Genomic DNA, 18,507 nt, shown 5'->3' on the forward strand with positions numbered 1-18,507 from the left:
AACAAGAGCAGATTTCAGACATGATCAATCGACGCCTATTTTCAGTTGGACTTGGGTCAACCTTTTTGGCCGCCTGTTCGGGTGGCGCGCCAACCAGCGCCCCGGCAACGCGGATGCGGGCCGTCCCCAACGCAGGGTGGGACGCCTGGGTTGCCGGGTTCAAGTCGCGCGCGGCCTCGCAAGGCATTTCTCAGACCACCATCAACCGGGCCTTTCAGGGGGCAGGGTATCTGCCGGATGTGATCGAACGGGACCGCAATCAGGTCGAATTCAAGCGCTCACTCGAAGACTACCTGGCGATTGCTGCGTCGGATGAACGGATCGCAACCGGCAAACAGATGCTGGTACGCCATGCCGGAACCCTGTCAGCGATCGAGGCAAAATACGGCGTCGACAAAGAGGTTGTCGTGGCCGTATGGGGCTTGGAAAGCCGGTATGGAGCCCGCCGCGGGGATGTGCCGGTGGTATCAGCGGTTTCAACCTTGGCCTATGACGGGCGTCGCGGCGCGTTTTTTGAAAAGCAATTGATAGCCGCCCTGAAGATCATTCAAGAGGGCGATACATCGCCCGCGAACATGACCGGCAGTTGGGCCGGGGCGATGGGGCACACGCAGTTCATCCCGACCTCTTATTTGGCCTACGCGGTGGATTTTACCGGTGATGGTCGTCGGGATATCTGGTCTGAGGATCCCACGGACTCTTTGGCCTCGACCGCCGCATATCTGGCGCGCGCTGGCTGGGTACGCGGACAGCCTTGGGGGGGCGAAGCAGGTACTGTTTCGGGAACGCCTGTGGCGGTGTTGCAGCCGCAAACGCCGGGGCCGCGGATTGCGGTGTTCCGCAACTTCCAGGTGATCAAGCGCTATAACAACTCGGACAGCTACGCGATCGGCGTTGGGCATCTGTCGGACCGGATCGCCGGTGGCGCGCCGTTTCAGGCCTCGTTCGGGCCCGATGCGACCGGGTTGACGCTTGAGGATCGCAAAGAGCTGCAGCGCCGACTGACATCCGCAGGGTACGACACCCAGGGCGCGGATGGGGTTATCGGCAACAATACGAAATCCGCCATCAGCGCGTATCAACGCGCCAGTGGTTTGGCCGTAACCGGTGAACCTTCAGCGGCTTTGTTGCGTCAGCTCGGCGGCTGACGGATTACGCCGCCAGCCCTTTCGAGCCGATATCCAGGAATTTTTGGCGGCGGTCCTTGATCAGGGCTGCCGCATCCTTGCCATCCAGCTCTTTCAGCATAGCAGCAATGGCACCTCGTACAGAGTCGACCGTTGCGGCGCGGTCGCGATGCGCGCCGCCCTTGGGTTCGGTGATGATGTGATCACAGACGCCCAGCTTTTGCAGGTCTTGAGCAGTCAGCCGTAGCGCTTCGGCGGCCTCACGCATCTTTTCCGAATCCTTCCACAGGATCGACGCACAGCCTTCAGGTGAGATTACCGAATAGACCGAATGTTCCAGCATCGCGACCCGGTTTGCCGTGGCAAACGCTACTGCGCCGCCTGAACCACCTTCGCCGATGATCACAGACACCAAAGGCACGCCGATCTTCAAGCACATTTCGGTCGACCGCGCGATGGCCTCGGACTGGCCGCGTTCCTCGGCACCTTTGCCCGGATATGCACCGGCCGTGTCGATCAGAGTGATGACGGGCAGACCGAAACGTCCAGCCATTTCCATCAGGCGTACGGCCTTGCGATAACCTTCAGGGCGGGCCATGCCGAAATTCCGTTCGATCCGAGATTTGGTGTCCGAGCCTTTTTCGTGCCCGATCACCATGACGGGCTGGTCGTCGAAACGGGCCAGGCCACCGATCACAGCCAGATCGTCAGCAAAGTTGCGATCACCCGCTAGCGGTGTGAATTCGGTAAACAGTTCTGCCACGTAATCCTGGCAATGGGGGCGTTCAGGGTGACGCGCGACCTGACATTTTCGCCACGGAGTGAGGTCACCGTAAAGCTCGTCCAGCAGCTTGGCAGCCTTGGCGTCCAGCGCAGCGGCTTCTTCGGCCACGTCCATCTCTTCGTTGGCACGGGCCAGCGCGCGCAGTTCCTCGGCCTTGCCTTCGATCTCGGCCAGGGGTTTTTCGAAATCCAGATACTGGGTCATGACGCCTCTCAACGCGGAAGTTCATTGCTATATGAACTTGCTGTCAGAGGAATGCAACACAAGGTAAAGCGCGCCCCGATCAAGGGCCGCGCCGGTATGGGTCACTTCACAGGTACGTAGCTGGTCGGAAGGCCGTCGTCGTCAGCGTTCACCATGTAGTACTGGTTCTCGCCGCTGTCCCAGACCAGAAATGCGTCCGCGCCTTCGGGTTTGGTCTGTTCGCCCCATGGGGCCTGAATGGTCAGAGCATCGCTTTTTGCATATCCCAGATCAGACAGGCGCAGCATATCAACCGGTGTTGTCTTGAGCGCGCCAACAATGCCGGGCGCCTGATCTTCGAACATCGCCTTGACCTCAGGGGCCATGTCCAGCCGTTCGATCAGGCGCGTATTCTTGGCGGCAACACTGTCCAGCGAAACCAGCTCGTAGGCCTCGTCAAACGTGCTTTTGCCGATGATGTAGAAGTCTGGGCCATCCTTGCGGAACTGCAGCGCAATGATCGAGCCGGTGTTCTCGGTCAGGTAAGCCTGATCGTAACTGGTGCCATCAACCGAACCGAGGTTTTCGCGTATCGCGTCGGGGATGGCGTCGAAGTCATCGCTGGTCAGCTGCCAACCCAGGATTGGGCGATCCTTGATATAGGCTTCGGGCGCCGGGTTATGCTGGCTGACACGTTCAGAAATCATGGTTTGTGTCTGGACGTCATCGGCCTGCGCAATAGCCGGTATTGCGGCAAGGATGGCGGCAAACAGAATTTGGCGGAGCGGGCGAGATGGATTGTTCATATCGGTCCTCATTTACCATGTTGAAAAATCTATTGGTCTCGTGAGTTATACGCCCAGTGTAACATTCTTACCTGTGTATTCCGATTTGAATTCAGCAAGATATGTGGCCGCAGAATATGCATCCCTAGGCGGGCAAATAGAAAGGATGCTGATGACGACCCGTTATGAAGGCCGCGTTCTGCGTGTTTTGGCCCACGTTCATGATAATCTGACTGAAAACCTGCCGCTGAAATTGCTCAGTTCGGGTATAGAACCGGGTAGAGCGAGCCGACGAGCAAAGCCGCCATTGTCCAGTTGAACACCATCAACCGGCGTGGGTTCGTCAGGATGCGCGCCATTTGCTGACCCAAAACGGTCCATGTGCTGACCGAGGGCAGGTTGACTGCTCCGAAAACAAGGGCCACCACAATGATCGCCTGAAGGGTCTGATCAGGTGTGTAGGCGGTTGTGGCTGTCAGGGCCATGGCCCAGGCCTTTGGGTTGACCCACTGAAAGGCTGCTGCCTGCAGGAATGTCATCGGCGTGCCTGTCGTGTTTTGCCCCTTCGCCGGGGCGGCATGTGCGATTTTCCAAGCAAGGAACAGAAGATATGCAACAGAGGCGAATTTCAGCACCGTGTAGCTGATCGGATATCTGTCGAATAGCTGCACCAGCCCGGTGCCGACCAATAGCACCATGAAGGTAAACCCAAGCCCGATCCCCAGCATGTGCGGGATGCTCTTGCGAAATCCGAAATTGGCCCCAGACGCCATCAGCATCAGGTTGTTGGGTCCAGGTGTAATGGACGAGACAAAAGCAAAGGCGATCAGGGCCAGAAGGATATCGTAGGTCATAAGTTGGATAATTGCTGCAAACCGAACAAATGAAATTGCGTTTTAATGCGCGATCTCGTTAATATCACAATCAATGGCGAAAATTGACCACATAAATCAGCAAATATTGCGAGAACTTTCGCAAGACGGCCGCATCAGTAATCTGGATCTGGCGGACCGGGTGGGATTGTCTCCTTCTGCCTGCCTGCGCCGCGTGCAGGAGCTGGAGCATTCGGGTGTAATCTCGGGCTACCGCGCAGTCCTGAACCCAACCGAGATTGGTGTCGGATTCGTCGCCTATATCGGCGTTGGGCTGGGTGAACACACCAAAGCCGCACAGGAAGGGTTCGAACGCGCCCTTCAACGTGTGCCGGAAGTGGTCGAATGCCACAATATAACGGGGACCATCGAATACCTGTTGCGCGTGGAATGCGCGGACTTACCGTCGTACAAGACATTCCACACCGAAGTTCTGGGAACACTGCCGCATGTGACGTCGATCACGTCTTATGTGGTGATGGATTCGCCCAAAGATATGCGCGCCTGACGTTGGAATTGTGATCTTCAACCGGCTTGCCGGGTGAATTTTCACAGCCTAGTGTCTTCTCAAGGACCTGATCGAAGGGGAACAACCCCAACAGGCCACACACAGGGAGAAGATAATGAAATTTGTTCGCATTGGAGCGCTGATAGCAGCTGCGGCGTTTATCGCCAGTTCAGCAGTGGCCGCGCCGCTCAAATTGCAGCCCGCCAGTCCGCAACCCAGTCCAAAAGCGGGATTGAATGTAAAATATGTGGGAACTGGTACTCAGCGCAAAATCCGCAATCTCACTCATGCCAAGCAGTTATTGCCTAAGGCCCAGCCGGGGCAGCCGCTGATCGGTTTGGATTATAGGGATACAAACGAGGGCGAGGATGTTTTGACATTCGACCACCACTATAATGTCGCTGCAGAAATCACCGGTTACATGCGCTTTGACTCACCGGGCGTTTACGAGTTGGAGACATGGTCAAACGATGGAATCGATGCCTGGGTCGGCGGGCAGCAGATCGGCAAAGTCAATAGTATTCAGGGGTGTGAGGCCAATCAACGAACTGAAGTAGAGGTGCCGAAGGCGGGCTGGTATCCGCTGAAGATAATCTATTTTCAGAAGCTCGGTACATCTTGCCTGATGATGAAGTCAGGAAAAAAGGGTGAGCGTTTTACATGGACGCCTAACGACGTCTTTGGCCGGTAGGCCCCAATAAGGCGCCCCTAAGGGCGCCTTATTCAATTAGATCAGCTCGCGGCGATCAATTCGGCCTGCGCCACGATCACCTCGGCCTGTTTGATCGAGGCGATGTCGACCAGACGGCCTTTGTAAACAGTTGCGCCTTCGCCATTGGCTTTGGCCTGCTCCATCGCAGCCAGGATTTCGCGTGCCTCGGACACGGCTTCGTCCGACGGGGTGAAGACCAGGTTGGCCAACGCGATCTGCTTGGGGTGGATCGCCCATTTACCAACCATGCCCAAGGTAGCCGAACGTTTCGCTTGCGCGATGTAACCTTCGTCGTCTGAGAAGTCGCCAAAGGGTCCGTCCACGGGCAGAACGCCATGTGTCCGGCATGCCGCAACAATGGCAGCCTGCGCCCAATGCCACGGATCGGACCAATGCTTTTCGCCTTCGCGCAGCATGTAATAGTTTTCTTGCGTGCCGCCGATACCGGTGGTCTGCATCCCCATCGAGGCTGCAAAATCTGCTGCACCCAGGCTCATCGCTTGCATGCGTGGAGACGAGGCCGCGATCTCTTCGACATGCGCAACGCCAGCCGCAGATTCGATGATGACCTCAAAGCTGACGGGCTTTGTACGGCCCTTGGCGCGCTCGATGGCGGTGACCAGCGCGTCTACGGCGTAGACATCTGCCGCGCAGCCGACCTTGGGGATCATGATCTGATCCAGCCGGTCGCCGGCCTGTTCCAGCAGGTCCACCACATCGCGGTACCAATAGGGCGTGTCCAGCCCGTTGATGCGCACGGACATGTATTTGTTGCCCCAATCGACGGTGTTCAGCGCTTCGATCACATTTGCGCGCGCGGCGTCCTTGTCCGACGGCGCGACCGAGTCCTCAAGGTCGAGGTTGATTACGTCAGCGGCCGACGCGGCCATTTTCGGGAACAGCTTGGTGTTTGATCCCGGTCCGAACAACTGGCAACGGTTGGGGCGCGCGGGGGCGGCGGGTTGGATGCGAAAGCTCATCTGGACCTCGTGCGAGAAAGGAAATTACGATTTTCTTGCCTCATGAGGTATTAAATTGCGCAAGCCATAGCAAGCATCTTTGTGCAGGTGCGGCAATGCAATCGCAGCAATTGCCGCAATGCTGGGTCAAAACAGCGATTAAAGTTTAATCGCTTTAAAAACTTGAAAAATTAGTGCGCCACTTAAAGGAATGGCGCAAAAATTTCCCACGTGACGGGGCGTTGTCAGGCGAAAACGCGAAACACTCGTGGAAATCGTCCCCTAGATTGCGCCAGAATCAAAGGAGTGAACCGCAATGATCGAGACACCGTACCTGCTGTTTTTGGGCGATGCGCCCGACCAATTGGCGGCCAAAGTGGCAGTTGGCATTAAGGACTGGCGTCCTGAAAATGCCGTCGGCCAGTACCGTATGGAAGGTTGTAAGGCTGATTTGGGCCTGACCGACATGTCCCTGACCGAAGCGAAAGAAGCCGGCGCCAAGACGCTGGTCATCGGCGTGGCCAACCGTGGCGGCGTGATCAGCCAGGAATGGAAGAAAGTTCTGGTGATGGCGCTCGAGGAAGGATTTGACCTCGCCTCGGGCCTGCACAACCTGTTGTGTGACGAACCCGATCTGGTTGCCGTTGCCGAGGCCACTGGCCGCAAGCTGCACGATGTTCGTGTGCCATCGGTCGAGTATCCGATTGCAAATGGTATCAAGCGCAAAGGTAAGCGCTGCCTGGCCGTTGGCACCGATTGCTCGGTCGGTAAGATGTATACTGCGATGGCAATGGATGCCGAAATGCGCGAGCGCGGCATGAAGTCGACCTTCCGCGCAACCGGTCAGACCGGCATCCTGATCACCGGGGACGGCGTGCCATTGGACGCGGTCATCGCGGATTTCATGGCGGGTTCGGTCGAATGGCTGACACCTGACAATGATGATGACCACTGGGATCTGATCGAAGGGCAGGGGTCGCTGTTCCACGTGTCTTATTCCGGTGTGACCATGGCGCTGATCCACGGCGGCCAGCCCGATGCGCTGATCCTGAGCCACGAACCGACCCGAGAGCATATGCGCGGGCTGCCGACCTATCAGTTGCCGACACTGGAAGCGCTGCGCGACACGGCGCTGGCACTGGCAAAGGTCGCGAATCCGGCATGTGAGGTCGTTGGGGTTTCGGTTAACACCCAGCATATGTCCGAAGAGGACGCCACCGCATACCTGGCCAAGGTTGAGGCGGAAATGGGCCTGCCTGCGACTGACCCGTTCCGCTTTGGTTCGGGTAAGCTGGTGGATGCGCTGGCCGCACTGTGATCTAAGCGGCGCGTCGGAGGCGGGCTTGTCCGCCTTCGGCGAGAGTATTTTGAAAAAGATGAAGGAGCTGGCGCGTGCAGGTAGAAGTTTCTCGTGACATGTTTCGGCTGGCGCAGGTTTTTACGATCTCGCGTGGGTCTCGGACCGAGGCCAGGGTGCTGACGGTTCGGATTTCTGACGGTACCCATCAGGGGTGGGGCGAATGCGTGCCCTATGCCAGGTATGATGAAACGCTGGATTCGGTCGAGGCCGAGATCGCAGCTTTGCCTGCTGAATTTACCCGCGACAGCCTGATGGACCTTTTGCCTGCAGGCGCGGCGCGGAATGCGGTGGACTGCGCCCTTTGGGATCTGGAGGCAAAACGCGCCGGAAAGCGCGCCTGGGATCTGGCCGGGCTGCCAGTTCCGGGACCAGAGATCACTGCGTATACACTGTCGCTCGATACGCCGGAAAAGATGCAGGCACAGGCTGCCGTCAACGCGCATCGGCCCTTGTTGAAGATCAAGCTGGGAACGCCGGATGACATGCCCCGGCTGGAGGCCGTGCGCGCAGGTGCACCAGATGCCACGATCATCGTCGATGCAAACGAAGGCTGGTCCGCTGGTGTTTACGCGGACCTTGCCCCGCATCTGGTGCGATTGGGTGTGGCCCTGGTCGAGCAGCCTTTGCCCGCCGGTGAAGATGACGCGCTGATCGGGATGGAGCGCCCCGTGCCGGTGTGTGCCGATGAGTCCTGTCATGATCGCACAAGCCTGCCTGCACTCAAGGGCAAGTACGATGTGGTCAACATCAAGCTCGACAAAACGGGCGGCCTGACAGAGGCGCTGGCCCTGCGGGAACAGGCGCTTGCTGAAGGCTATCGCGTGATGGTCGGATGCATGGTCGGAAGCTCTTTGGCTATGGCACCTGCGACACTGTTGGCACAGGGCGCAATGGTAACAGACCTTGACGGCCCGCTTCTGCTGGCCGAAGACCGCGACAACCCGCTGATTTTTGATGATGCCGGAGTGCACCCGCCCAAAGCGGACCTCTGGGGCTGAGGAGACAAGACATGACCCGCACCGTTTATGTAAATGGCGAATATCTGCCTGAGACCGAGGCCAAAGTATCCATCTTTGACCGTGGTTTTCTGTTTGCAGATGCCGTCTATGAGGTCACCAGTGTTCTGGATGGAAAGCTGATCGATTTCGAAGGTCACGCAGTACGCCTCAAACGGTCTCTGGATGAGCTGGAGATGGCTGAGCCCTGCACAAAGGATGAGTTGCTGGAAATTCATCGCAAGCTGGTAGAGCTGAACGGCATCGAAGAAGGGCTGGTCTATCTGCAGGTCAGCCGCGGTTCGGATGGCGACCGCGATTTTGTATTCCCGCCCGCAGATACCAAGCCCAGCCTTGTGCTGTTCACTCAAAACAAGCCCGGCTTGGCCGATAGCCCAGCCGCCAAGAAGGGCGCCAAGATCATCTCGATCGAAGACATCCGCTGGGGCCGCCGCGACATCAAGACCGTTCAGCTGCTGTACCCGTCGATGGGCAAGATGATGGCCAAGAAGGCAGGCTGTGACGATGCGTGGTTGATTGAGGACGGCTATGTGACCGAAGGCACCAGCAACAACGCCTACTACGTAAAGGACGGCAAGATCGTCACCCGCCCGCTTTCGAACGACATTCTGCACGGCATCACCCGCAAGGCCGTCCTGCGTATGGCCGCCGAGGCGCAGATGGAAGTGGAAGAACGCCTGTTCACCATTGATGAGGCGAAGGAAGCGGATGAGGCTTTTACAACTTCGGCCAGTGCGTTTGTCATGCCCGTGGTTGAGATTGACGGGGTTACGCTGGGCGACGGTACGCCGGGGCCAATCGCCAAGCGTTTGCGAGAGATTTATCTGGACGAAAGCCGCAAGGTCGCAATCTAAACAAAAGGCCCGCCAGGTTGGCGGGCCTCTTTCGTTTTGGGCGTCAGCCCTTATTCGTCACATTCTCTTCGAACGCGACCTTGAAGGCGGCCTGCTTCTCCGGGCTGGCGTCGGTCTGGTAGTTGGCTTTCCATTCATCCATGGTCATGCCATAGAAAATTTGACGGGCTTCATCCTTGCCCATCTCGATGCCTTTTTCATTGGCGGCTTCCTGATACCATCGCGACAGGCAGTTGCGGCAGAACCCGGCCAGATTCATCATGTCGATGTTCTGCACATCGGTGCGGTCCTCCATCAGATGCTGTTGCAAGCGACGGAATGCGGCTGCCTGAAGTTCTATTTCGGTTTGCTTGTCCATGGTCTGGCTCCGGATGACAGAAATACGTGCTGTAAATGACCTAGCGGCCAAAGGGCGATGTTTCAACGATCAGCGTATCAGGCCAGTTTCAATGCCAGCCAAGGAGTGATGCAGAAGATCAGTGTCAAAATCTTGTAGTTGGCCAGATACCGGAAATATGCCCGTTTCACTGCGGGGCGCTCCATCTGGAACATCTTGCCATGAATGCCTGCGATCCAATCCTGCAAGAGCAAGATCATCACCGTGGTGAACAGCAGAACCGCGATGTTAAGCACAGCCATCCAGCCAAAGACGGACGTTAGAAACTCCTGAGTCATTGTGGCCTCCTTTCCCAATAATATGGGGTCTGGGGCGGGTTCTCACAATGACGTGAGGGCTTTTGTCACAAGCCGCTTTCGCCCAGTGCGTCCTGCAAGATAGGAGCTAGCCGCTCGGCCCATTCTCGCTGTCCCGCGTGTTCGGCAATCAGGTCATTGCGCAGCTCGATCAGTGCGTTGGGGCGCCCAAAACTGGTACAGTGTTTGTCAATGGCATCACCGGGCAGCACGCCGGTATAGGGTTCATTAACGCCGACGCAAAGGTCACCCTCGGCCTCTAGACGGTTGATCAACGGGCCCGAGAATCGTTCGTCCGGAGTATGCAAAACCCCGACATGCCAGGGGCGGGGATCACGACCCCTTAGTTGCCGCGTGAACGAGTGCATCGACACGATCACTGCATGCGGCAACGCGGCCATCTGCGCCAGCGCGTCATGATACGGGCGATAGCACATGTTCAACCGCCGTTCTCGTTCTGCCGCATCGGCGTGCCGGTTGCCGGGAATGATCGACCCGTCATAGAGCTTCATCAATAGGGTCGGATCATCTTCGCCGCGGTTCGGATCAATCACGAGGCGGGAAAAATTGGCTGCGATCACGGGCGCATTCAAAAGCTCACCCAGATGCTTTGACACCTCGTAGGCACCTACATCATAAGCGATGTGGCGTTCCATATCTTCACGAGGCAGGCCAAGGTCGCCACCGTGGATGTCGGGCGGAACCAAGTTGGATGCGTGGTCGCATGTGATCAGCCAACGCGAGGGCCGATCCGCGCCGTGGATAAAAAACGGGGAATACGTCATAAGCCTGTCATCTAGTTTGTCGCAGGTTTAGGGCAGTTGCTTTGAAAAGGGAATTGCGCAATAAGCAGGCGGAGCAATGTTTGCGGTAACATTTGCGCAGAATCAAGAGAAGACGTTAGGAGAGCCAGACCAATGCGACGCCTGAGAAATGTGAAAATCGTGGCGACGCTGGGACCGGCGTCAAATGACTATGACATGATCCGCGCGCTGTACGAGGCAGGCGCAGACGTCTTCCGCCTGAATATGAGTCACGGCAGCCATGATGAGATCCGCGAACGCCACCGGATCATCCGACAGATTGAAAAAGATCTGGACAGGCCAATCGCAATTCTGGCTGACCTTCAAGGACCCAAGTTGCGTGTCGGGGTGTTCGCCAACGACGCAGAAGAACTTGAAGAAGGCGCGGCCTTCCGTCTGGACTTGGACCCTGCGCCCGGAGATATCAACCGCGTTTGCCTGCCGCATCCCGAGATTTTTGCCGCGTTGGAGCCGGGTGCGCGCCTTCTGGTCAACGACGGCAAAATCCGCCTGACCGTGCAGGACTGTGGCCAGGATTTCGCTAATTGCACCGTTGAGGTCGGCGGTTCGATCTCGAACCGCAAAGGTGTGAACGTTCCTGATGTGGTGCTGCCCCTGGCCGCCTTGTCGGCCAAGGACCGTGATGATCTGGAGTTTGTCTGCCAACTGGGCGTGGATTGGCTGGCGCTCAGCTTTGTGCAGCGCGCCAAGGACGTGTTTGAGGCTCGCGCGCTGGCAGATGGGCGTGCATCCATCCTGTCGAAGATCGAAAAGCCTGCAGCGGTCGAGGCATTCGACGATATTCTGGATGCCTCTGATGGGATCATGGTCGCGCGCGGCGATCTGGGCGTCGAGCTTCCGGTGTCGGCGGTGCCCCCGATCCAGAAACGACTGGTCCGCAAATGCCGTGGGGCGGCTAAGCCTGTGATCGTGGCCACTCAGATGTTGGAAAGCATGATTGAAAGCCCGATGCCAACCCGGGCCGAGGTCTCGGATGTGGCGACAGCAATCTACGAAGGCACGGATGCGATCATGCTCAGCGCGGAATCCGCTGCGGGTACGTACCCAATCGAGGCCGTGCAAACCATGAACAAGGTTGCAATCGAGGTCGAAGCCGACCCGACCTACACGCAGATTATCGCAGCGTCCCGGACGGCAAAGGGGACTACTATTGCCGATGGTATCGTTGCTGCCGCGCGCGAGATTGCAGAAAAAACAGATATCAAGGCGATTTGCTGTTTTACCCAAAGCGGCACCACCGCGCTGCTGACCGCCCGCGAACGTCCAGGCGTTCCGATCATCGCGATGACGCCTGCCACGGGAACCGCGCGGCGTCTGTGTCTGAGCTGGGGCTGTCATTGCGTGATGACGCCCGAGCTTGAGCGGTTCAAAGGCGCTGTCGTCAACGCGGCCCGTGCGGCCCGTGCCGGTGGGTTCGCATCCGAAGCCGATCAGATCGTGGTGACTGCTGGCGTGCCTTTCAACGTACCGGGAACGACCAATATTTTGCGCATCGCACCCTGTGATGAACGGCTGATCTATAACACCGATCCCGGCTGATGACAGCAATGCCGGGCTCGGTGAAACATAGTATCAAACCGATACGCCTAAATTTTAGGCGGAAAAGTAACAACAATTTCAACAATATAGCGAATTATTGCTTGCGCCCATAAGATAACTCTCTGTTTTTTGGGGTTTTTCCGGGATACTCGGGCGCATGGGCGGTCCACTTAATAAGTTCCAGGTTCCGGCTGCCCTGCCGGGGGCACGGGTCCCGGCATAACCAAAATTATTGGAGGAACGTCATGACAACGAAAATTGTCATTGGACTGGACGGGACAGAAACCGGAGAACGCGCCATCGCCTTTGCCAAGGATCTGGCTGGCCGAATTGGCACGTGTGAATTGCTGGTTGTTTATGTCATCGAATGGTCCCCATTTACTTTTCAAACCCCAGAAGAGAACGCATTGCGGCACAAGCGGCGTGAAGAAGAAATCGAACTTGCGACGAACCGGATTGTTACCCCGGCTGTCGAGGCTCTGACCGCAGATGGTTACACAGTGCAGGGCATCGTGCGTCATGGCGACGTGGCCGAAACTCTGAACGCAATCACCGTCGAGAATGGCGGTTCGCAGATCATCGTCGGGCGCGCCTCGGCCGATGGATTCAAGAAACGCTTGTTTGGCAGCTCGACCCAAAATCTGGTCATGCACGCCGATGTGCCAGTCACTGTTGTGAACTGACGGGAGGGATGAGAATGACTATGTTGAAGCATCTCTGGCTGGCTGTAATCGCCGCCCTGATCGCCGCTCCTGCGATGGCGCAAGAGGCGCCCGGGCTGGACGACAAGATCAATCAGGCATTTGCCGATTTTACCGGGCCATTTGTCAGCTTTATTTTTGCGCCGTTTCCGGGAACCAGTTTCCCGTGGATCGTGGGTTGGCTGGTCGTCGCGGCGACTGTTTTCACGCTGTACTTTGCCTTTGTGCAGCTGCGGTTCTTTGGCCACGCGATCAGCCTTGTGAAAGGCGACTACTCCGATCCCAATGACGCGGGTGAGGTCAGCCACTTTCAGGCTCTGGCTACGGCACTGTCGGGGACAGTTGGTCTTGGTAACATCGCCGGTGTGGCGGTCGCCGTAGGCATTGGCGGACCGGGAGCCACCTTCTGGATGATTGTCGCGGGCCTGTTAGGCATGGCGTCGAAATTCACCGAATGTACGTTGGGTGTGAAATACCGTAACGAATACGAAGATGGCACCGTTTCCGGTGGCCCAATGTACTATATGTCCAAGGGCTTTGACGAGCTGGGCCTGCCTGGAGGCAAGATTCTGGCCGTCCTGTTCTCGATCTTCTGTATTCTGGGCGCGCTGGGCGGGGGCAATATGTTCCAAGCCAATCAGGCTCACCAACAGATTGCGGGCATCACGGGCGACTATCCCGGATGGATCACAGGGGTTGTCTTTGCAATCATCGTGTTCCTTGTCATTGTGGGCGGCCTGAAATCCATCGCACGGGTGACCGAAAAGGTCGTTCCGTTCATGGGCATCCTATATGTGGCCGCGGCATTGGTGATTATCATCATGAATGCTGATCAAATCGGCTGGGCGTTCGGCCAGATTTTCGCAGGTGCCTTCACCGGCCTCGGCGTCGCTGGTGGTATGGTCGGGGCGCTGATCCAGGGCTTCCGGCGTGCCGCGTTTTCGAACGAAGCGGGCGTGGGTTCTGCGGCGATTGCGCACTCGGCTGTTCGGACCAAGGAGCCGATCACCGAAGGCTTTGTCTCGCTGCTTGAGCCGTTCATCGACACGGTCGTGATCTGTACGATGACGGCGCTGGTGATCATCATCACCCAGCAGTTGATCGTCGATCCGGAAACCGGCAAATATATGCTGAACGAAGCGGGTAATGCCATTGCAACTGTGGACGGCAACTCGGGCGTCAGCCTGACCTCTGCTGCCTTTGGTAGTGCCTTCAGCTGGTTCCCATATGTACTGGCGATTGCGGTGGTCTTGTTTGCCTTCTCGACCATGATCAGCTGGTCCTACTATGGCCTCAAGGCCTGGACCTACCTGTTCGGGGAAGGCCACACCAAGGAACTGATCTTCAAGGTCATCTTCTGCATTTTCGTTATCATCGGGGCTGCGGCCAATCTTGGTCCGGTCATCGACTTCTCGGACGCGGCGATCTTTGCGATGGCGGTCGTGAACGTCTTTGCACTCTACTTCCTGATGAAAGTGGTACGTGAAGAACTGGCCAGCTATGCGAGCCGACTGAAGACCGGCGAAATCCGCAAATTCGAACACTAAATCAAACCATCGGGGCGACCTTGGTCGCCCCGGTGCCTGATCAGGCTGTAAAAAGCGCAGATTCTGGTCCAAAACCCCTTGCCAGTATGACCGAACTTGCGTAAACGGCGCTTCTGATCGCGTGACCGGCCGAGATGGCATGCCGAGTCGCGTCTGAAACCGAACCCCGAAAGGAGACGGAAATGCCTAAGATGAAGACAAAGTCGAGCGCCAAAAAGCGCTTTAAGGTGACTGCGACCGGTAAGGTCCTTGCTGGCCAAGCCGGTAAACGTCACGGCATGATCAAGCGGACCAAAAAGTTCATCCGCGACGCCCGTGGCAACACCACCCTGTCCGCCCCCGACGCCAAGATCGTCAAGGGCTACATGCCCTACGACCGCTAAGAGGAGATTAAGAGATGTCCCGCGTTAAAGGTGGAACCGTAACTCACGCCCGTCACAAGAAGGTTATCAAGGCCGCCAAAGGTTACTATGGCCGCCGCAAGAGCACCTTCAAGGTTGCCCGTCAGGCCGTCGATAAGGCGAACCAATATGCAACCCGCGACCGTAAGAACCGCAAGCGCAACTTCCGCGCGCTGTGGATCCAGCGTATCAACGCTGCTGTCCGTTCGCATGACGAAGCACTGACATATTCCCGCTTCATCAACGGCCTGACCTTGGCCGGTATCGAAGTGGACCGCAAAGTTCTGGCCGACTTGGCCGTGCACGAACCGGAAGCGTTCGGCACGATCGTCGCCAAAGCTCAGGCCGCTCTGGCTGCTTGATCCTCTTTCGAGAGACAGTGAATGAAGGGCCGTCCCGTTTGGGGCGGCCTTTTTCATTGATAGCCGAAAGTGAACTCAGCAACACTTCGGCAAACTAAAGCACACAACGTCCATGGTGATGCTCGGATAGATTATTCCTGCGCTGGTGGTACTGCCCGTTGATAAAGATGCCACGTGGCGTGGCCAAGGATCGGCAGGGTGAAGATCAGGCCCAGAAATGCCGGAACCAGCGACAACAGCATCGTAACCGAGATGATCGCAGCCCAAGTGAGCATGACACCCGGGCTTTCCGCGACGACGCGCAGAGAAGTCAACATGGCGGAAACAAAATTGGTTTCCCGGTCAAGCAACATGGGCATGGCAATGACGGTGACCGAAAAAAGGACCGCCGACAGAAATGCGCCGACGCAGGTGCCAATGGCAAGGAAAGCCCAGCCCTGAGGCGTGAAGAATACGATATTCAAGAACCCTTCAAAATCCGAAAATGATGCGTTTTGCAGGGTGATCGCAAGCCAAAGCCGGATCTGGTAAATCCAAACCCAGAAAATGAACAGGGTGACAAAGGCCATCCATCCCATTTCGCGTTTGCGTTGATTGGCCATCACGGTCAAGATTTCTGACCAGCCGAACCTCTCTCCGTTCTGCAACCGACGGGACATTTCATATAGCCCGGCCGCAGCGAAAGGCGCGACCAGCGGGAATCCAACAATGGCGGGAATGATCATCCAGATCTTTCCAAGCCAGACCAGACTCCAAACCATCAGGATTCCGAAAACCGCATAGAACAGGCCGAAGAACCCACTCATGAAGGGGCGCGCCAGAAAGTCGGAAAACCCTGCCTTCAGCGACTCGGTGACATCACCTGTAGTTACCTTGTTGATTTGGGGCATGGCCGCATGTTGCGGCGTCATGTTGTCCGGTGGTGTGGACCCTGTAGTTTTGGATGCCATGACACACTCCTCTCAAAGAATGGTGTCGCGCTGGGTGGTCTGCCAACTTGCTATGCGGTGAAGCAGCCATCCTTCCTGAAACAAGTCTGCATCAGTGGCGGCATAACGGCAAGAGTAAGGATGGCGGCCAAACTTTGGCTTGCGAGTTTTGCTAATTTCAACGGAGCCATAAGCCTATTTGTTTGGGTCTTTCTTCACCAACTGCGCCGCAAACGCCACGCCGGTTCCCGGACCGGCATAGGTGACCATGATCACGTCATCCAGGTAGACCCCGTTGAAAATCCCCGCCGAGACGTCTTCGCCCGAGATCCCAGCCTCGGCCAGAACAAAGCGGGTGGGGTCGTCCAGACTGAAAGTGCCCATAGCTTCTTCTACGACCCACTCTTCATCGCCGATACGCCGCCAGCGGTTGGTGGCAGTGATGAGATTGCCGTCCAGTTTGGTGACTTCCAGCTCCATCTCGGTTTTCAGCAGACCTTTCCCGTGATTTGGGTTCGATTTGGCGAAGGCCACCAGATAGGTGCCGTGCCAGGTGCCGACGATCTGGGGAAAGCCGCTGCCTTCATCAGCGCTGGAAGGGGTGGTGACCGCAAGGGTGGCCACGGCGGCGAGGCTTCGGATGAGCTTGAGTACCATTGGACACGTCTCCTGCATGGGGTGTGATAACTACAGGGTACTGGAGTAGACGCATTTGACAAACCCGTATGCGTAAACACAAAAAAACCGGCGCGGGTGGCGCGCCGGTTTAAGTTCATCTGCCGTAATTGCGTGAGTGGTGGCAGATGTATTCAGTTAGGTTCAGCCGAATACACGACCCAGTGCGCCGTCGACCGCGTCGGTGATCTGGTCGATGTCGTCTGCGGTTGCAATCAGTGCAGGCGAGAAGCACAGTGTGTTGTTGCGGCTGGGGATCGAACGGTTGGTGGCACCGATGATGACGCCCTGCGCCATACAGTCGGCAACGACCGCCTGAACCTTTTTCTCGTCCATCGGCTCTTTGGTGGCACGATCTGCGACCAGTTCAGCACCCAGGAACAGGCCCTTGCCGCGCACGTCGCCGATAACTTCGTGCTTTTCCATCAGCGCCTGCAGGTTGCCCAGCATCCGGTTGCCCATGTCGGTGCAGTTCTGCAGCAGGTTCTCGTCTTCGATGATGCGCATGTTTTCGATCGCAGCAGCTGGACCGGCGGTGCAGCCACCAAAGGTCGAGATGTCGCGGAAATAGCTCATCGGGTCCGACATGTCGTCTTTGAACATGTCAAAGACTTCCTCGGTGGTGACCATCACGGCAATCGCCGCATAGCCCGAGGCAACACCTTTGGCCATGGTCACGAAGTCAGGCTTGATGCCGTATTGCTGATAACCGAACCAGGTGCCGGTACGGCCTACGCCGCAGACAACTTCGTCGATATGCAGCAGGATGTCGTACTTTTTGCAGATTTCCTGCACGCGTTCCCAGTAACCTTCGGGCGCTTCAATCACGCCACCACCGGCGGTCACAGGCTCAAGGCACAGCGCACCAACGGTTTCGGGGCCTTCGCGCAGGATCACCTCTTCGATGGCGCCCGCGGCTGCTTTGCCGAATGCCTCGCCGGACAGTTCTTCCAAGCCCAGCTCGTGCTTGCGGTATTCCATGCAGTGCGGAACGCGAACAAAGTCAGGTGCGAACGGGCCGTACTGCGCGGTACGCTCGTCCTGACCGCCTGCCGACATGGTCGCCAGGGTCGAGCCGTGATAGTCGCGATCACGGTAAAGGATCTTGGTTTTCTTGCCACCATAGCGCTTGTGCGCGATCTGGCGAACCATCTTGAACACCTTCTCGTTCGCCTCAGAGCCTGAGTTGGTGTAGTAGACTCGGCTCATGCCCGGCATTTTGCTGATCAGCTTTTCAGCAAAAATAGATCCGGGAATCGAACCTGCGGTATTGGCGAAGTAGCACAGCTTCATCAGCTGATCGTGAACCGCCTTACAGATCGATTCGCGGCCATAGCCTACGTTTACGGTCCAGACGCCACCGGACACGGCGTCCAGATGCTCTTTGCCGTTCTGGTCCCAGACGCGCATGCCTTTGCCTTCGACAATGATCTTGGGATCATTGGTTTCCAATGGCTTATGCTGCAGCAGGTGGTGCCAGATATGGGCGCGGTCGGCTTCGACCACGTGCGAGAGATCGTTTTCGTTGAACGTGCCGTCCATGACATGTCCTTTCAGAATGACTGGGGCGCGGGTTGCCAAAAATGGGCTTTCCCGGCTTTGTGTTTCGATGGCTCAGATCACCGCGAAAGCTCTGTCGGAGATAGGGCCAGATTGCACCATCCCGTAATTCCAGT

General features: G+C 57.2%; 21 protein-coding genes. 11 read left to right on the forward strand and 10 right to left on the reverse strand.

Going from position 1 to position 18,507, the window contains the following annotated elements; all coding sequences use genetic code 11:
• Window positions 1-20: 20 nt before the first annotated feature.
• Window positions 21-1,148, forward strand: a complete 1,128-nt coding sequence (locus AC2FGC_RS20070) for a lytic murein transglycosylase (protein WP_496767294.1) — start codon at window positions 21-23, stop codon at window positions 1,146-1,148.
• A gap of 4 nt (window positions 1,149-1,152) precedes the next feature.
• On the opposite strand, the gene AC2FGC_RS20075 is transcribed toward AC2FGC_RS20070, so the two are convergent.
• The 3 genes from AC2FGC_RS20075 to AC2FGC_RS20085 form a co-directional block, all read right to left on the reverse strand.
• Window positions 1,153-2,115, reverse strand: a complete 963-nt coding sequence (locus AC2FGC_RS20075) for an acetyl-CoA carboxylase carboxyltransferase subunit alpha (protein WP_108861352.1) — start codon at window positions 2,113-2,115, stop codon at window positions 1,153-1,155.
• A gap of 101 nt (window positions 2,116-2,216) precedes the next feature.
• A complete protein-coding gene (locus AC2FGC_RS20080; protein ID WP_496726992.1) occupies window positions 2,217-2,900 on the reverse strand; it encodes a hypothetical protein in 684 nt (227 codons plus the stop codon).
• Between the two features lie 236 nt (window positions 2,901-3,136).
• Window positions 3,137-3,733 carry a LysE family translocator gene (locus AC2FGC_RS20085; RefSeq protein ID WP_109312213.1) on the reverse strand — a complete coding sequence of 199 codons (597 nt, stop codon included), beginning with the start codon at window positions 3,731-3,733 and terminating at the stop codon, window positions 3,137-3,139.
• A 73-nt stretch (window positions 3,734-3,806) separates the two neighbouring features.
• On the opposite strand from AC2FGC_RS20085, the gene AC2FGC_RS20090 reads away from it, so the two are divergent.
• Together AC2FGC_RS20090 and AC2FGC_RS20095 are read left to right on the forward strand one after the other, a co-directional pair.
• Window positions 3,807-4,259, forward strand: a complete 453-nt coding sequence (locus tag AC2FGC_RS20090) for an Lrp/AsnC family transcriptional regulator (RefSeq protein WP_496726993.1) — start codon at window positions 3,807-3,809, stop codon at window positions 4,257-4,259.
• A 115-nt stretch (window positions 4,260-4,374) separates the two neighbouring features.
• Window positions 4,375-4,950 (forward strand): PA14 domain-containing protein, encoded by a 576-nt coding sequence (locus AC2FGC_RS20095; protein WP_109312215.1) that lies wholly within the window; start codon window positions 4,375-4,377, stop codon window positions 4,948-4,950.
• Between the two features lie 41 nt (window positions 4,951-4,991).
• On the opposite strand, the gene AC2FGC_RS20100 is transcribed toward AC2FGC_RS20095, so the two are convergent.
• Entirely contained in the window at window positions 4,992-5,951 is a 960-nt protein-coding gene (locus AC2FGC_RS20100; RefSeq protein WP_496726994.1) for an L-malyl-CoA/beta-methylmalyl-CoA lyase, read from the reverse strand.
• Window positions 5,952-6,246: 295 nt separating this feature from the next.
• Between AC2FGC_RS20100 and dgcN the strand changes: the two genes are divergently transcribed.
• The 3 genes from dgcN (at window position 6,247) to AC2FGC_RS20115 (ending at window position 9,160) form a co-directional block, all read left to right on the forward strand.
• Complete coding sequence (gene dgcN, locus AC2FGC_RS20105; RefSeq protein WP_108861347.1) at window positions 6,247-7,248, forward strand: N-acetyltransferase DgcN; 1,002 nt, start codon at window positions 6,247-6,249, stop codon at window positions 7,246-7,248.
• Between the two features lie 74 nt (window positions 7,249-7,322).
• The gene (gene dgcA / locus AC2FGC_RS20110) at window positions 7,323-8,288 is read left to right on the forward strand and encodes an N-acetyl-D-Glu racemase DgcA (protein WP_496726995.1); all 966 of its coding nucleotides are present in this window, start codon (window positions 7,323-7,325) and stop codon (window positions 8,286-8,288) included.
• Window positions 8,289-8,299: 11 nt separating this feature from the next.
• Window positions 8,300-9,160, forward strand: coding sequence for a D-amino-acid transaminase (locus tag AC2FGC_RS20115; RefSeq protein ID WP_496726996.1), 861 nt, complete (start codon window positions 8,300-8,302; stop codon window positions 9,158-9,160).
• A gap of 43 nt (window positions 9,161-9,203) precedes the next feature.
• Here the strand turns inward: AC2FGC_RS20115 and AC2FGC_RS20120 are convergent, their stop codons facing one another.
• From AC2FGC_RS20120 to AC2FGC_RS20130, 3 genes are all read right to left on the reverse strand, one after another.
• Window positions 9,204-9,518, reverse strand: a complete 315-nt coding sequence (locus AC2FGC_RS20120) for a DUF1244 domain-containing protein (protein WP_496726997.1) — start codon at window positions 9,516-9,518, stop codon at window positions 9,204-9,206.
• A gap of 77 nt (window positions 9,519-9,595) precedes the next feature.
• On the reverse strand, window positions 9,596-9,835 hold the full coding sequence (locus AC2FGC_RS20125) for a DUF6868 family protein (RefSeq protein WP_108861343.1): 240 nt from the start codon (window positions 9,833-9,835) through the stop codon (window positions 9,596-9,598).
• Window positions 9,836-9,900: 65 nt separating this feature from the next.
• Window positions 9,901-10,638, reverse strand: coding sequence for an N-formylglutamate amidohydrolase (locus AC2FGC_RS20130; RefSeq protein ID WP_496726998.1), 738 nt, complete (start codon window positions 10,636-10,638; stop codon window positions 9,901-9,903).
• A gap of 132 nt (window positions 10,639-10,770) precedes the next feature.
• On the opposite strand from AC2FGC_RS20130, the gene pyk reads away from it, so the two are divergent.
• The 5 genes from pyk to rplT all read left to right on the forward strand — a co-directional run bounded on the left by pyk (window position 10,771) and on the right by rplT (window position 15,227).
• A complete protein-coding gene (gene pyk / locus AC2FGC_RS20135; RefSeq protein ID WP_496726999.1) occupies window positions 10,771-12,216 on the forward strand; it encodes a pyruvate kinase in 1,446 nt (481 codons plus the stop codon).
• 245 nt (window positions 12,217-12,461) lie between these two features.
• Window positions 12,462-12,899, forward strand: a complete 438-nt coding sequence (locus tag AC2FGC_RS20140; RefSeq protein WP_058273350.1) for a universal stress protein — start codon at window positions 12,462-12,464, stop codon at window positions 12,897-12,899.
• A 14-nt stretch (window positions 12,900-12,913) separates the two neighbouring features.
• Window positions 12,914-14,464, forward strand: coding sequence for an alanine/glycine:cation symporter family protein (locus AC2FGC_RS20145; RefSeq protein WP_496727001.1), 1,551 nt, complete (start codon window positions 12,914-12,916; stop codon window positions 14,462-14,464).
• Between the two features lie 182 nt (window positions 14,465-14,646).
• Complete coding sequence (rpmI, locus tag AC2FGC_RS20150) at window positions 14,647-14,847, forward strand: 50S ribosomal protein L35 (RefSeq protein WP_010443552.1); 201 nt, start codon at window positions 14,647-14,649, stop codon at window positions 14,845-14,847.
• 14 nt (window positions 14,848-14,861) lie between these two features.
• Window positions 14,862-15,227 (forward strand): 50S ribosomal protein L20, encoded by a 366-nt coding sequence (gene rplT, locus AC2FGC_RS20155; RefSeq protein WP_058273348.1) that lies wholly within the window; start codon window positions 14,862-14,864, stop codon window positions 15,225-15,227.
• 131 nt (window positions 15,228-15,358) lie between these two features.
• Here the strand turns inward: rplT and AC2FGC_RS20160 are convergent, their stop codons facing one another.
• From AC2FGC_RS20160 to AC2FGC_RS20170, 3 genes are all read right to left on the reverse strand, one after another.
• On the reverse strand, window positions 15,359-16,177 hold the full coding sequence (locus tag AC2FGC_RS20160) for a DUF2189 domain-containing protein (RefSeq protein ID WP_496740240.1): 819 nt from the start codon (window positions 16,175-16,177) through the stop codon (window positions 15,359-15,361).
• 174 nt (window positions 16,178-16,351) lie between these two features.
• Window positions 16,352-16,813, reverse strand: coding sequence for a hypothetical protein (locus AC2FGC_RS20165; protein WP_496767282.1), 462 nt, complete (start codon window positions 16,811-16,813; stop codon window positions 16,352-16,354).
• 162 nt (window positions 16,814-16,975) lie between these two features.
• Window positions 16,976-18,373 (reverse strand): aminotransferase family protein, encoded by a 1,398-nt coding sequence (locus AC2FGC_RS20170; protein ID WP_496783321.1) that lies wholly within the window; start codon window positions 18,371-18,373, stop codon window positions 16,976-16,978.
• Window positions 18,374-18,507: the final 134 nt, after the last annotated feature.

The organism is Ruegeria sp. CDSC054 (genome assembly GCF_059610645.1).

Bases quoted from the DNA above. Each gene is read 5' to 3' on its own strand.
- AC2FGC_RS20070 (WP_496767294.1), top strand. From the start codon at position 21: ATGATCAATCGACGCCTATTTTCAGTTGGACTTGGGTCAACCTTTTTG.
- AC2FGC_RS20075 (WP_108861352.1), bottom strand. From the start codon at position 2,115: ATGACCCAGTATCTGGATTTCGAAAAACCCCTGGCCGAGATCGAAGGC.
- AC2FGC_RS20080 (WP_496726992.1), bottom strand. From the start codon at position 2,900: ATGAACAATCCATCTCGCCCGCTCCGCCAAATTCTGTTTGCCGCCATC.
- AC2FGC_RS20085 (WP_109312213.1), bottom strand. From the start codon at position 3,733: ATGACCTACGATATCCTTCTGGCCCTGATCGCCTTTGCTTTTGTCTCG.
- AC2FGC_RS20090 (WP_496726993.1), top strand. From the start codon at position 3,807: ATGGCGAAAATTGACCACATAAATCAGCAAATATTGCGAGAACTTTCG.
- AC2FGC_RS20095 (WP_109312215.1), top strand. From the start codon at position 4,375: ATGAAATTTGTTCGCATTGGAGCGCTGATAGCAGCTGCGGCGTTTATC.
- AC2FGC_RS20100 (WP_496726994.1), bottom strand. From the start codon at position 5,951: ATGAGCTTTCGCATCCAACCCGCCGCCCCCGCGCGCCCCAACCGTTGC.
- dgcN (WP_108861347.1), top strand. From the start codon at position 6,247: ATGATCGAGACACCGTACCTGCTGTTTTTGGGCGATGCGCCCGACCAA.
- AC2FGC_RS20115 (WP_496726996.1), top strand. From the start codon at position 8,300: ATGACCCGCACCGTTTATGTAAATGGCGAATATCTGCCTGAGACCGAG.
- AC2FGC_RS20120 (WP_496726997.1), bottom strand. From the start codon at position 9,518: ATGGACAAGCAAACCGAAATAGAACTTCAGGCAGCCGCATTCCGTCGC.
- AC2FGC_RS20125 (WP_108861343.1), bottom strand. From the start codon at position 9,835: ATGACTCAGGAGTTTCTAACGTCCGTCTTTGGCTGGATGGCTGTGCTT.
- AC2FGC_RS20130 (WP_496726998.1), bottom strand. From the start codon at position 10,638: ATGACGTATTCCCCGTTTTTTATCCACGGCGCGGATCGGCCCTCGCGT.
- pyk (WP_496726999.1), top strand. From the start codon at position 10,771: ATGCGACGCCTGAGAAATGTGAAAATCGTGGCGACGCTGGGACCGGCG.
- AC2FGC_RS20140 (WP_058273350.1), top strand. From the start codon at position 12,462: ATGACAACGAAAATTGTCATTGGACTGGACGGGACAGAAACCGGAGAA.
- AC2FGC_RS20145 (WP_496727001.1), top strand. From the start codon at position 12,914: ATGACTATGTTGAAGCATCTCTGGCTGGCTGTAATCGCCGCCCTGATC.
- rpmI (WP_010443552.1), top strand. From the start codon at position 14,647: ATGCCTAAGATGAAGACAAAGTCGAGCGCCAAAAAGCGCTTTAAGGTG.
- rplT (WP_058273348.1), top strand. From the start codon at position 14,862: ATGTCCCGCGTTAAAGGTGGAACCGTAACTCACGCCCGTCACAAGAAG.
- AC2FGC_RS20160 (WP_496740240.1), bottom strand. From the start codon at position 16,177: ATGGCATCCAAAACTACAGGGTCCACACCACCGGACAACATGACGCCG.
- AC2FGC_RS20165 (WP_496767282.1), bottom strand. From the start codon at position 16,813: ATGGTACTCAAGCTCATCCGAAGCCTCGCCGCCGTGGCCACCCTTGCG.
- AC2FGC_RS20170 (WP_496783321.1), bottom strand. From the start codon at position 18,373: ATGGACGGCACGTTCAACGAAAACGATCTCTCGCACGTGGTCGAAGCC.